General features: G+C 52.9%; 12 protein-coding genes. 10 read left to right on the forward strand and 2 right to left on the reverse strand.

What is annotated here, in order from left to right; genetic code table 11:
- Positions 1 to 73 precede the first annotated feature (73 nt).
- The 3 genes from QNN86_RS05615 (at position 74) to QNN86_RS05625 (ending at position 5,103) form a co-directional block, all read left to right on the forward strand.
- Positions 74 to 2,416 carry a replication endonuclease gene (locus QNN86_RS05615; protein WP_414210798.1) on the forward strand — a complete coding sequence of 781 codons (2,343 nt, stop codon included), beginning with the start codon at positions 74 to 76 and terminating at the stop codon, positions 2,414 to 2,416.
- A gap of 604 nt (positions 2,417 to 3,020) precedes the next feature.
- Positions 3,021 to 4,223, forward strand: a complete 1,203-nt coding sequence (locus tag QNN86_RS05620; protein ID WP_350410150.1) for a DNA cytosine methyltransferase — start codon at positions 3,021 to 3,023, stop codon at positions 4,221 to 4,223.
- The gene (locus QNN86_RS05625) at positions 4,198 to 5,103 is read left to right on the forward strand and encodes a NotI family restriction endonuclease (protein WP_023242840.1); all 906 of its coding nucleotides are present in this window, start codon (positions 4,198 to 4,200) and stop codon (positions 5,101 to 5,103) included. The genes QNN86_RS05620 and QNN86_RS05625 overlap by 26 nt, the downstream gene beginning before the upstream one ends.
- A 46-nt stretch (positions 5,104 to 5,149) precedes the next feature.
- Here QNN86_RS05625 and QNN86_RS05630 read toward each other — a convergent pair whose 3' ends face one another.
- Together QNN86_RS05630 and QNN86_RS05635 are read right to left on the reverse strand one after the other, a co-directional pair.
- The gene (locus QNN86_RS05630) at positions 5,150 to 6,184 is read right to left on the reverse strand and encodes a phage portal protein (RefSeq protein ID WP_414210753.1); all 1,035 of its coding nucleotides are present in this window, start codon (positions 6,182 to 6,184) and stop codon (positions 5,150 to 5,152) included.
- Positions 6,184 to 7,950 carry a terminase ATPase subunit family protein gene (locus tag QNN86_RS05635; RefSeq protein ID WP_414210754.1) on the reverse strand — a complete coding sequence of 589 codons (1,767 nt, stop codon included), beginning with the start codon at positions 7,948 to 7,950 and terminating at the stop codon, positions 6,184 to 6,186. Before QNN86_RS05635 ends, QNN86_RS05630 begins: the two co-directional genes overlap by 1 nt.
- Before the next feature lie 142 nt (positions 7,951 to 8,092).
- Between QNN86_RS05635 and QNN86_RS05640 the strand changes: the two genes are divergently transcribed.
- The 7 genes from QNN86_RS05640 (at position 8,093) to QNN86_RS05670 (ending at position 12,131) form a co-directional block, all read left to right on the forward strand.
- Positions 8,093 to 8,926: a GPO family capsid scaffolding protein gene (locus QNN86_RS05640; RefSeq protein WP_414210755.1), complete on the forward strand. Its 834-nt coding sequence runs from the start codon at positions 8,093 to 8,095 to the stop codon at positions 8,924 to 8,926.
- Positions 8,927 to 8,942: 16 nt separating this feature from the next.
- Positions 8,943 to 10,007, forward strand: a complete 1,065-nt coding sequence (locus tag QNN86_RS05645) for a phage major capsid protein, P2 family (protein ID WP_414210756.1) — start codon at positions 8,943 to 8,945, stop codon at positions 10,005 to 10,007.
- 3 nt (positions 10,008 to 10,010) lie between these two features.
- Positions 10,011 to 10,661, forward strand: a complete 651-nt coding sequence (gene gpM / locus QNN86_RS05650) for a phage terminase small subunit (RefSeq protein ID WP_048213306.1) — start codon at positions 10,011 to 10,013, stop codon at positions 10,659 to 10,661.
- 93 nt (positions 10,662 to 10,754) lie between these two features.
- Positions 10,755 to 11,219 carry a head completion/stabilization protein gene (locus tag QNN86_RS05655; protein ID WP_048213305.1) on the forward strand — a complete coding sequence of 155 codons (465 nt, stop codon included), beginning with the start codon at positions 10,755 to 10,757 and terminating at the stop codon, positions 11,217 to 11,219.
- Positions 11,219 to 11,422: a tail protein X gene (locus QNN86_RS05660; RefSeq protein ID WP_000868184.1), complete on the forward strand. Its 204-nt coding sequence runs from the start codon at positions 11,219 to 11,221 to the stop codon at positions 11,420 to 11,422. The genes QNN86_RS05655 and QNN86_RS05660 overlap by 1 nt, the downstream gene beginning before the upstream one ends.
- A gap of 3 nt (positions 11,423 to 11,425) precedes the next feature.
- Complete coding sequence (locus QNN86_RS05665) at positions 11,426 to 11,641, forward strand: HP1 family phage holin (RefSeq protein WP_001397650.1); 216 nt, start codon at positions 11,426 to 11,428, stop codon at positions 11,639 to 11,641.
- Entirely contained in the window at positions 11,622 to 12,131 is a 510-nt protein-coding gene (locus tag QNN86_RS05670; RefSeq protein ID WP_414210757.1) for a lysozyme, read from the forward strand. Before QNN86_RS05665 ends, QNN86_RS05670 begins: the two co-directional genes overlap by 20 nt.
- Positions 12,132 to 12,135 lie beyond the last annotated feature (4 nt).

The following is a 12,135-nucleotide window of genomic DNA, read 5'->3' on the forward strand; positions in this document are numbered from 1 at the left end:
GGATATCAGTGCAGGCCGCCTCGCCGACACATTTGCAACTGAAACTCCCGGTAGCGTTGAGAATGCTGCTGGGATTTATTCGTGGAATTTACCCAAAAAAGCGGTTAATCCGTATCTGGACCTGGCGGAAGTTGCGCCGGAGTCTGCGCTTTCAAACCTGATCACTCTGTACGCTGCGGATAACGAGCAAGAGCAACTACGCCGTGAGGCGCTGAGTGATGAGGTCTGGGAACGTTATTTCTTCAATGAATCCCGTGATCCTGTCCAGCGCGAAATGGAACAGGATCGGCTGATTAGCCATGCCAAAATGGCCCGCGAGCAGCAACGCGTTAACCCTGATTTGGTTATCCTGGCAGATGTAAGCGCTATGCCCTCCCATATCAGCAAACCTTTGCTGGAGCGGATTAAATACTTCCATAGCCTAGGGCGCCCGAAAGCGTATTCCCGCTACTTGCGCGAAACTATCAGACCGTGTATTGAACGGCTGGAGCGCGTGCGTGATAGTCAGGTGTCTGCCTCATTCCGGTTCATAGCGAGCCATGAGGGACTGGAGGGGCTACTGGTTCTGCCTGAAATGAGTCTGGAGCAGGTCAAACGTCTTTCCACGCTGGTTGCGGCACACATGAGCATGTGTCTTGATGCGGGCTGGGGTGATCTGTCTGCTAGCGATGATGTAAAACTGGAAGAAATCCGGCAGACATGGGAAAAAGTCGCTGCAGAAACTCTGCGACTTGAGGTTATACCACCTGCATTTGAGAAACTTAGCCGCAAGAAACGCCGCCGTAAACCCGTACCTTATGAGCTTATCCCGCCCTCGCTTGCACGCATGCTGTGCGCGGACTGGTGGTATCGCAAGCTGTGGCAGATGCGCTGCGAATGGCGGGAGGAACAACTGCGCGCAGTCTGCCTGGTCAATAAGAAAGCATCGCCGTATGTCAGCTATGAAGCCGTGATCCACAAACGCGAGCAGCGGCGCAAATCGCTGGAGTTTTTCCAGTCTCACGAACTGGTTAATGCAGACGGCGACACGCTGGATATGGAAGACGTGGTGAACGCCAGCAACAGCAACCCGGCACACCGCCGTAATGAAATGATGGCTTGTGTGAAAGGACTGGAGCTAATCGCGGAAATGCGCCGAGACTGCGCCCTGTTCTATACCATTACTTGCCCATCACGCTTCCACGCAACCCTTAACAACGGCAGGCCAAATCCGAAGTGGACCAGCGCCACTGTCCGCCAGAGCAGTGATTACCTAGTTGATACGTTCGCCGCTTTCCGCAAGGCAATGCACAAAGCTGGGCTGCGCTGGTATGGCGTCCGCGTTGCAGAACCGCACCATGACGGCACCGTGCACTGGCACCTGCTGTGCTTCATGCGCAAAAAAGACCGTCGATCCATTACCGCGTTACTGCGTAAGTTTGCCATCCGTGAAGACCGCGAGGAGCTGGGCAACAATACGGGGCCGCGCTTCAAGTCCGAGCTAATCAACCCACGTAAGGGCACGCCGACCAGCTATATCGCCAAATACATCAGCAAGAATATTGACGGGCGCGGACTGGCTAAAGAAATCAGCAAAGAAACCGGCAGATCACTGCGCGACAGCGCCGAGCATGTCAGTGCCTGGGCGTCACTCCATCGTGTCCAGCAGTTCCGTTTCTTCGGTATTCCGGGGCGCCAAGCTTACCGCGAGCTGCGTTTGTTGGCTGGTCAGGCGGCGAGAGTGCAGGGCGAACGCAAAGCGGGCGCGCCGGTGCTGGATAACCCGCGTCTGGATGCGGTACTGGCTGCTGCTGATGCGGGCTGCTTTGCTACATACATCATGAAACAGGGTGGTGTGCTGGTTCCACGTAAGCATCACCTTGTCAGAACTGCCTACGAACTTAACGACGAGCCGAGCGCCTACGGCGATCATGGTATCCGTATTTATGGCATCTGGTCCCCGATTGCAGAGGGCAAGATTTGCACGCACGCGGTGAAGTGGAAAATGGTTCGCAAGGCAGTTGACGTTCAGGAGGCGACAGCCGACCAGGGCGCTTGCGCCCCTTGGACTCGTGGCAATAACTGTCCCCCTGTTGAAAATTTGCACCAATCAGGGGGGGATCTGCCCGATATTAAAACCATGAATGAGAAGGAACTGCACGATTACCTCCACGGCATGAGCCAGAAGGAACGCCGGGAGCTGACAGCCAGGTTGAGACTGGTAAAACCTAAGCGGCGGAAAGGGTACAAACAGCAGATTAGCAATCATCAGCGCCAGCAGCTTGATGCTGAACTGAGGTCTAGGGGATTTGATGCGAGTAATACCGAGGTGGATCTGCTTCTGCGTGGCGGCAGTATCCCGTCAGGGGCCGGGCTGCGTTTGTTCTACCGAAATCAGCGCCTGCAGGAAGATGATAAATGGCGGCAGTGGTACTAAGAGGGCTGGAATGAGGCTATCTATTAATCAAAGGGTTAGCTGAGTAAAAAACTATTTCAGCTTTAAATACATATGATGTACTGTATATATAAACAGTAATATTGGGAGGGAGTTGTGAACGATTTGTTCATGGAGTCACTTGCACTGCAACGGATAGAACTTATGGCCAGGCTGGTCGCCAGCTCAGATTGTAGCGATGACGACAAGGAGGTGGCGATCTCCTGGCTGTCGGAGTTGACGAGTGATCTGGTTACCAGGCTAAACGAGTACGGAGTAAGGCAAGATGAAAGCACGCATTAGTGATTTTGCACCGTGGGAATCTCCCTCCCATACAGCATACGACGACTTGATAACGCAGTGCATGTCTATGGTGCATGGATTCGCATGATCCAAAAAGGATCGCAACGGGTCGTGGTCGCCAGAACTGGTGCGCTTTCCGGCCCGTCATGCACCTGCATGAAAACCACTACACAAAGCGGGCAGGCGTGGCGGGGATACGAGCGCGCGCTAAGTATGCTCGGTAAGGTTGATAGATTTCGCAGACGATGGTGGGTATCATGCGTTACTTAAATGCCCAAGAGCAAGTGTGATTAATAGGCCATATATGAATAGTAAATTGATTTCTTTGGATTTATTCGCTGGGGCAGGTGGCCTTACCTGTGGTTTAGATATGGCTGGTTTTCAGCCTATTCTTGCAAATGAGTTAGTTCCGGCTCATGCGGAGACTTATGCATTTAATCATCCTCATACTGAGGTTGTGGTTGATGATGTAAGAGCAATTGCCGAAAGCAATTTGATGAAGCAATTATCATTAAAACCAGGGGAATTAGATTTATTGGCAGGAGGTCCACCGTGCCAAGGGTTTTCAATCAACGCACCTATTAGATCCTTAGATGATGAACGAAATCATTTATTTAAGGATTTTCTTAGGATAGCTGCGGCGTTAAAACCTAAGGCAATTTTAATCGAAAATGTCCCTGGTATTGTTTCATTGGGGAAGGGCACTGTTGTTGAGCAAATCTACAAAGAACTGGAATCATTAGGTTATAGCGTAGAACATCGTATTTTGTTTGCTGGTCATTATGGCGTTCCGCAAATGAGATTCAGAACTGTTTTCATCGCTATATATGGAAAAAATAAAAAAATCAACTTCCCTGAGCCTAAATATAATGCGAAGGCGGTCGCTAATTTCGCTGGCGCTAAAGAACTTTGTCTCCCAGTTTCGCCATTGTTTTCAAATGAATTGAAACCTCATACAACTGTTTGGGATGCAATATCAGATTTGCCAATGATTATTGGCGGTAAGAATAATAACGGGCTTGGTTATGCATCTGAGCCTGCTAGCAATTATCAAAAGGTTCTACGTGGGAAATCAGAACTAGCCATGAATCACGTTGCCGCTAATCTTGGATCTATTAATCTAGAACGTTTGAAACATATCCCGCAAGGTGGAAGTTGGAGAGATATTCCTTATGACTTATTGCCTGCAGGTTTGAAGAGAGCGAGAAGAAGCGACCATACTAAACGCTACGGACGCTTACACCCTGATGGGTTATGCTCAACTATTCTCACGAAATGTGATCCACATTGGGGTAGTTTTTTCCACCCAACTCAAGATCGCGTAATTTCTGTTAGGGAAGCGGCTCGCATTCAGTCCTTCCCTGACTATTATATTTTCAAAGGTAATCTTACCCAGCAATATGAGCAAGTTGGTAATGCTGTGCCACCATTAATGGCTAAAGCGATTGGGGAAGAAATCATTAATATGATTGGATACGGACATGAGCAACAGAAGAGATTTGGTTGAAATATTCGGATATAGCCCAGTAGATCTTACTCCTGAAGTAAGATCTTTATGGGCTTTGGGAGCTTGCCCTTTTCTGAACAAGGAATGTGTAAAGATAAATCATGACCAAACCATAATATATGGTACATGTAGCGTAACATCTCCCTATGGGGATGTTATTATTTGCCCAAATAGATTATATGCGAATAATTATGAAACTCTGCTAAAGGTCAGTCATGATGCATTCGGGGTTGATATTCCTTTCCTGACTTATGGCCAATTTATTGAGCAAAGGGCTAATCATAAAGATTGTATAATTGCTCTTGGTAAAAACTCAGGGAAAGAAGTTCAAGTCGGTAGAGCACTATCAATGGATTGGGTTTTGGTTAGAATGACAGATGGCCAAATAAAAGAGTATGTAGGGATAGAAATACAAAGCATTGATATTACAGGTAATTACCGTGATGCTTGGCATGCCTATAAAAATATCAAGCCTACAGATGATAGAAATGAATTACCTACCTCTCAACACGGTTTGAACTGGGCTAATGTTCATAAAAGATTAATTCCGCAAATCATTAGAAAGGGCGTTGTTTATTCTCGTTCAAATTATGTAAAAAAAGGTTTGTATTTTATACTTCCAGATATCGTCTATAAAAAATTTGAAGATGTTATCGGGAGTGATATCCCACTTTTAGATTGTCAAAATAATAAAACAATCACAGTCTATACCTATGGGCTTGGTGCGAATGTACCAAATGGTCAACAAAGAACGTTAGTGCAAAATAGAAGAATAATATTCGATCTTGATGAGTTTTCTAAACGTTTTACAACGGGTCCAAATTTGCCAAGTGGTGAGGACCTGGATGCTGTAATAAAGAGAGCCTTAGGAGTTCTTTAGGTGTTTGTTTTTTAAATATCTAGGCCGATAGAATTCGGCCTTTTCATTAACTAAAACTATATGGGTGAAAATTTATAACTTCCTCGCCTAACCAAGAATTAAGTTCTCCTAATCTTTTCTGAAGGGGCATTAGCTCGTTTCTCACGAAAACCATACTTGCCTTCTCTACATCCCCAAATCCCCCAACATTGCTCGGCATAATGCCCATCATCTGTGGCGGCACGCGGTGTGCTGCCATCATGTCATCACGGCTCACATTCTTGATGTTCAGAAACTCATCCTTAGCAGCCACTTCTGACAACGGAATTATCTGGATACCATCCTTTTTCCCGTTAGGTGAGTACATAAACAGGTTGCGGAAGTTACCCGGACCTTTGGCGCTTTTCATGGCCTGGCGGATGTTGTTTACGTCCTCCTGGTTCTGCGCGGCGTCGGTCATGTACATGATAAAGCCTGCATGGCTGCCGTTGATGTAGTACTTCCGGCGGAACAGTGTTGCGGATTCATTCAGAAGGGCGGAAGGGATGGCGGATAGGTATTCTGGCAGGCCGTAAATCTCCTGGTTCAGGTCCGGCTCCATCAGATGGAAGATGCTGCCTTTGGTGAACTCGTAGGGCTGCGTGGTCATGCCGTATTGCACAAACCAGTAAGTGTCGAGATCGATCCCGCGTCGTGTGTATTTCGCCAGTGATGGCTCCAGCGATAGAATACCGCCCAGCCGGTTGGTGCGCTTCTCCAGATAGGCGTTACCGAATACCAGATAGTCCTGCACAAAGCGGCTGAATGCCTGCTGGCTCAGTAACGGGTGCGGGATAAACGTGCTGGTCAGGATGTTGCGCTTCACCGCAATTGGTGAGCTGTGATGCACGGCGGCGCGATAGGTGCGGGCCAGTCCGTCAAAGCTGACTGGCGGCTCATACCAGCGGTCCATCTGCACGCATTCCACATAGTCCAGCAGCTCGCGGCGGTCCAGCACCGGGATTGGATCACCAAAGCTGAAAGCCTCGGCAGTTACGCCTGCGTTTTTAGGCGCCGTATCTTCTGTTGGCGTTGTGCTGGTTAAGGCTTCGAGTTCACTCATCAAAAAATCTCCACAATATTGCTGGTATTGGCGGATTCGCCCTGCAGCGGTTCGTTAAACAATGCGTGCATCGTCGCCCAGGCCAAATCGGCGTGGCTGGCTTCTTCGCTGCGGCTGGCTTCATAGGTGGGGCGGTTTCCGCTGGCGGTGGTGGCGCGGCGGATAGCCATAAAGGACTGCGCGATGTCGGTGTGTCCGGCGTCAAACTCCAGACGGCGGTGGCTGATAATGTCGTATGCCTTGAGCACCAGGGCGTTTTTGACATTAGGGTTGTAGACAAACTCGCGGACGGCAGGAAAGAACGCCTTCACGTTCTCATAAACACCATGACCGACGCCGGTGGAGTCGATGCCGATATAGGTCACGTTGTACTGCTGCGTCAGTTTTTTGATAGCGTCCGCCTGGGCACGGAAGTCCATCCCGCGCCACTGATGGCGCTCAAGAATGCGGAACTTGCCGCCCGGAACGGTGGGTGGCGCCATCACCACGCACCCTGCGCTGTCGCCGTTCTGTGTGCCTTTCGCCGGGTCATAGCCGATCCACACTTCGCGCCAGCCAAACGGGCGCAGCGCCAGTGCGTGAAAATCAGTCCAGACCTCCCAGCTGTCCACCATGCACGCCTGCAGCTCGCTGAGCGGAAATACGGACGCCAGATCGTCGATAAATTCGCACATCAGCAGGTTCTGGTATTCGTCCGGGCTGTACTCCATGCGCAGCTGGTCAATGTCGAACAGGTTACAGCCGCCGCGTACTGCGTCTTCCACGGTGACGATCTGCCGGTACTGCCCATCCGGGCAAAGCAGGCCGGGGGCCAGACTGGCGTGAGTCAGGTCAATATCTACCTTGTCCGCTTTGGCACGGCCCCGGTTGAACAGCGCACCAGACCAGAATGGGTAGGCGCTGTGGGTCAGGCTGGACGGCGTGGAAAAGTAGGTCTGGCGCCATTTTTTGTGAATGGCCATTCCGGAGGCCACTTTGCGCAGTTCCTGGAATTTCGGTATCCAGAAATATTCATCAAGGTACAGATTGCCGTGGTAGCTCTGCGCCGTACGGGCGTTGGTGCCGAGAAAGTACAAGGCTGCGCCATTGGGTAGCACCATGGGATCGCCTTTCAGCTCCACCTCAACTTCTTTGGCAAAGTCGATGATGTACTGCTTAAAAACGTGCGCCTGTGCCTTACTGGCAGAAAGGAAAATCTGGTTGCGTCCGGTTAGCAGGGCGTCAATCAATGCTTCACGGGCAAAATAAAACGTGGCGCCAATCTGGCGCGATTTGAGCAGATTGCGGATGCGGTTTGTTTTCCCGGCTTCAAACCAGTGACGCTGATAGTCGAACATAGAGGCGTGGAAGACTTCTTCCAGCTTTTCGATCTGTTCGTCGGTGAAAACGTTCTTTTCCGGCTGCCTGCGCGGACCTTTGTTACGGTTGGCTACTTTCGGGTTTAAATCTGCTTCGTTCCCGCCGTCGTTAAATTTGCCGATACGGGCGTGACGCTCTGACTGGCGCGCCAGCAGGTCAATTTCCTTGAAGTCTTTCCCTTCTTTCTGCTCCTTCATGATGAGCTGGCAGTAACGTGCGGCGGTGGTGAGCTGCATCTGATCCAGCGGCCCATAGTCGCCCCACTTGTCGCGCTTCTTCCAGCTGTGAACGGTTGCTACTTTCTCGCCCAGCATTTCAGCAATGCGGGCTACGCGGTATCCCTGAAAGTACAGCAGCATGGCCTGCCGACGGGGATCGAGGTCTGCGGGGGTCAGTATCGTGTTCATGGCCCAAACATACGGCCTTGGATGGCGGCTTTCCCCGGCTGCGGTTTGTGTGGTTTACCGTACAAATACAGCGCGTTGTCTCACTCCCCCCATCACCGCAAACATAAGGCTCCAGTAAGTTATTTCTAACGGAGCACGGCTCATGACAGTGAAAGCAAAGCGTTTCCGTATCGGGGTGGAAGGTGCCACTACCGACGGACGCGAGATCCAGCGTGAATGGCTGGAACAGATGGCGGCCAGCTACAACCCGACGGTCTATACCGCGCTGATCAACCTGGAGCATATCAAGTCTTATTCCCCGGACAGTGCCTTCAACCGTTACGGCAAAGTGACGGCGCTGGTTGCAGAAGAAATCCAGGACGGTCCGCTGGCGGGCAAGATGGCTCTTTACGCCGATGTTGAACCGACGGACTCCCTGGTGGCACTGGTAAAAAAAGGTCAGAAGCTGTTTACCTCCATGGAGGTCAGCCCGAAGTTTGCTGACACCGGTAAAGCCTACCTTGTGGGGCTGGCGGCAACTGACGATCCGGCAAGTCTCGGCACCGAAATGCTGGCATTCAGCGCCAGCGCAGCACATAACCCGCTGGCGAACCGTAAGCAGAACCCTGAAAACCTGTTTACCGCTGCCGAAGAAACGCAGATCGAACTGGAAGAAGCCCAGGACGAAAAGCCGTCCCTCTTTGCCCGCGTAACCGCGCTGTTCACCAAAAAAGAGCAGACCGACGAGGCGCGTTTCTCTGACGTGCATAAAGCCGTGGAACTGGTCGCCACCGAGCAGCAGAACCTGAGCGAGCGCACTGACAAATCCCTGTCCAATCAGGACCAGCGCCTTTCTGAGCTGGAGTCCTCCCTGCAGGAACAGCAGGCCGCCTTTGCCGAGTTACAGCAGCAGCTGAGCCGTGAAGACAGCCGTAAGGATTACCGCCAGCGCGCGCCGGGCGGTGACGCACCGGCAGGCACCCTGACCAATTGCTGATGGAGCATAAAACCCGATGAAAAAGAAAACCCGCTTTGCCTTTAACGCTTACCTGCAGCAACTGGCGCGCCTGAACGGTGTGGAGGTTGAAGAACTGTCCAGCAAGTTCACCGTGGAGCCGTCCGTTCAGCAGACGCTGGAAGACCAGATCCAGCAGTCCGCCGCTTTCCTGACGCTGATTAACATCATGCCGGTCACTGAGCAGTCAGGGCAGTTGCTGGGATTGGGCGTTGGCAGCACCATTGCCGGAACCACCGATACCACCACCAAAGAGCGCGAGCCTACCGATCCGACGCTGATGGAAGACGTGGAATACAAATGCGAGCAGACCAACTTTGATACGGTGCTGACCTACGCAAAACTTGACCTGTGGGCCAAGTTTCAGGATTTCCAGGTGCGTATCCGCAACGCCATCGTCAAGCGTCAGGCGCTGGACCGCATCATGATCGGCTTTAACGGCGTGAAGCGCGCCAAAACCTCCAACCGTGCTGAAAACCCGCTGCTGCAGGACGTCAATAAAGGCTGGCTGCAGAAAATCCGCGAAGACGCGCCGGATCACGTCATGGGCAGCAAAACCGCAGAAGACGGCACCACTACTGCAGAACCGGTAAAAGTAGGTCCGGGTGGTAAGTATGTAAATCTTGACGCGGTGGTGATGGATACCGTCAACGAGCTGATCGATGTGGAGTATCAGGATGATGACGAGCTGGTTGTTGTCTGCGGACGTGAACTGCTGTCTGACAAGTATTTCCCGTTGGTTAACAAAGAGCAGGACAACAGCGAGAAAATCGCCGCCGATCTGATCATCAGCCAGAAACGCATGGGCGGCCTGCAGGCTGTGCGCGCGCCTTTCTTCCCGGCGAATGCCCTGCTGATCACCCGTCTGGATAACCTGTCGATCTACTGGCAGGAAGATACCCGTCGCCGTTCTGTTATCGACAACCCGAAACGTGACCGGATTGAAAACTTTGAATCCGTCAACGAGGCGTATGTGGTCGAGGACTACCGCTGCGCGGCACTGGTGGAAAACATCGAAATTGGTGATTTCAGCGTGCCTGCCGCACCTGAAGGTGGGGAATAACGCATGAGCCTGAGTCCCGCACGGCAGCACCGCCTGCGCATTCAGGCAGAACAGGCCGCCCGTGAGGGCGGCAGTGTTCGCCATGCGTCGGGTTATGACCTGATGCTGCTGCAACTGGCAGAAGATCGCCGCAGGCTTAAAGGCATCCAGTCCACGGTGAAAAAGGCGGAAATCAAGGTGGAGCTGCTGCCGAAATATTCTGCCTGGGCAGAGGGCGTACTGGCTGCCGGAGGTGCGCAGCAGGATGACGTGCTGATGTACGTGATGTTGTGGCGTATCGACGCCGGTGATTATGCCGGTGCGCTGGAAATCGGGCGTCATGCGCTGAGCCATGGCTGGGTGATGCCGCTGGGCAACCGTAACGTGCAGACCGTGCTGGCAGAAGAAATGGCAGACGCGGCGCAAAGCGCTCTGCTTGCCGCTGCCGGTTTTGATGCCGATTTGCTTCTGCAGACGCTGGACCTGACAACCGATCTGGATATGCCGGACCAGTCGCGGGCGCGCCTGCATAAAGCCATAGGCGCTGTACTGAGCGAAAGCAACCCGGCGTCTGCCCTGAATCACCTTACCCATGCGCTGCAGCTTGATCCCCGCTGCGGTGTGAAAAAAGAAAAGCAGCAGCTGGAGCGCAGACTGCGCAATGACAGCCGCTAAAGAACGTGCCCCGCGCACGGGCGGCACGGGATGGCGAAAGGCACTGCCATATCAAAATTCCGTCCACCGCCCACTTATTCAGGAGAAAGCCGCATGAAGTTTGTTGCGCCCGAACAGGCACCGGAACAGGCGGAGGTCATCAAAAATACGCCGTTCTGGCCTGATGTGGACCTGTCGGAATTTCGCAGTGTGATGCGAACTGACGGCACGGTGACGCAGCCGCGTTTAAAGCAGGTTGTGCTGATGGCTATTTCTGAGGTTAACGCTGAGCTGTACGACTTCCGCAACCGCCAGCAGTTGCTGGGCTACCGGGCACTGGCTGAGGTTCCGGCGGACATGCTGGACGGTAAAAGCGAGCGTATCCAGCACTACCATAACGCCGTTTTTTGCTGGACGCGTGCCGTACTCAATGAGCGTTATCAGGACTATGACGCCACGGCGTCAGGTGTGAAACGGGGGGAGGAACTGGCGGAGGCCAGCGGTGATTTGTGGCGTGATGCCCGCTGGGCTATCAGCCGGGTGCAGGATGCACCGCACTGTACGGTGGAGCTTATCTGATGAAAGTGCGTGCGCATCAGTATGACACGGTGGACGCGCTTTGCTGGCGTCATTACGGGCGCACGCAGGGTGTCACTGAGCAGGTTCTGCAGGCAAATCCGGGGCTGGCAGAGTACGGCCCATTTTTACCGCACGGGCTGCAGGTGGAACTGCCGGACATTACGGCGTCAACCACGGCGCAGACCGTCCAGCTATGGGACTGAATTATGACGCTTGAACGAATCAGCGCCTTTATTACTTACTGCATCGCCGTGCTGCTGGCATGGCTGGGTGATCTGTCGCTCAAGGATGCATCAACGGTTGGCGGCGTGCTGATTGGTGTGCTGATGCTGGCTATCAACTGGTACTACAAACACCAGTCTTTCAGGTTGCTGCGCGATGGCAAAATTTCGCGGGGGGAATATGAATCCTTCAATCGTTAAGCGCTGCCTTGTCGGGGCTGTGCTGGCTATCGCCGCCACGCTGCACGGTTTCCAGTCGCTTCATACCTCCGTCGAGGGGCTGAAACTGATTGCCGATTACGAGGGATGCCGCCTGCAGCCGTATCAGTGCAGTGCGGGCGTGTGGACTGACGGGATCGGCAATACTTCCGGTGTGGTGCCGGGGAAAACCATCACGGAGCGGCAGGCGGCGCAGGGACTTATCACCAACGTGCTGCGCGTGGAGCGGGCGCTGGAAAAATGTGTGGTGCAGCCTGTGCCGCAAAAGGTCTATGACGCGGTGGTGTCGTTTGCTTTCAACGTGGGCACCGGCAACGCCTGCAGCTCCACGCTGGTTAAGTTGCTGAACCAGCGGCGCTGGGCGGATGCCTGCTATCAACTGCCGCGCTGGGTATATGTCAAAGGTGTGTTTAATCAGGGGCTGGACAACCGCCGCGCGCGGGAAATGGCCTGGTGCTTAAAAGGGGCATAACGGA

Origin of the sequence: Citrobacter sp. C348 (assembly GCF_047467975.1) — a bacterium.
Lineage (GTDB): Bacteria > Pseudomonadota > Gammaproteobacteria > Enterobacterales > Enterobacteriaceae > Citrobacter > Citrobacter gillenii.

Bases quoted from the DNA above. Each gene is read 5' to 3' on its own strand.
- QNN86_RS05630 (WP_414210753.1), bottom strand. From the start codon at position 6,184: ATGAGTGAACTCGAAGCCTTAACCAGCACAACGCCAACAGAAGATACG.
- QNN86_RS05625 (WP_023242840.1), top strand. From the start codon at position 4,198: ATGAGCAACAGAAGAGATTTGGTTGAAATATTCGGATATAGCCCAGTA.
- QNN86_RS05640 (WP_414210755.1), top strand. From the start codon at position 8,093: ATGACAGTGAAAGCAAAGCGTTTCCGTATCGGGGTGGAAGGTGCCACT.
- gpM (WP_048213306.1), top strand. From the start codon at position 10,011: ATGAGCCTGAGTCCCGCACGGCAGCACCGCCTGCGCATTCAGGCAGAA.
- QNN86_RS05670 (WP_414210757.1), top strand. From the start codon at position 11,622: ATGAATCCTTCAATCGTTAAGCGCTGCCTTGTCGGGGCTGTGCTGGCT.
- QNN86_RS05660 (WP_000868184.1), top strand. From the start codon at position 11,219: ATGAAAGTGCGTGCGCATCAGTATGACACGGTGGACGCGCTTTGCTGG.
- QNN86_RS05645 (WP_414210756.1), top strand. From the start codon at position 8,943: ATGAAAAAGAAAACCCGCTTTGCCTTTAACGCTTACCTGCAGCAACTG.
- QNN86_RS05620 (WP_350410150.1), top strand. From the start codon at position 3,021: ATGAATAGTAAATTGATTTCTTTGGATTTATTCGCTGGGGCAGGTGGC.
- QNN86_RS05635 (WP_414210754.1), bottom strand. From the start codon at position 7,950: ATGAACACGATACTGACCCCCGCAGACCTCGATCCCCGTCGGCAGGCC.
- QNN86_RS05665 (WP_001397650.1), top strand. From the start codon at position 11,426: ATGACGCTTGAACGAATCAGCGCCTTTATTACTTACTGCATCGCCGTG.
- QNN86_RS05655 (WP_048213305.1), top strand. From the start codon at position 10,755: ATGAAGTTTGTTGCGCCCGAACAGGCACCGGAACAGGCGGAGGTCATC.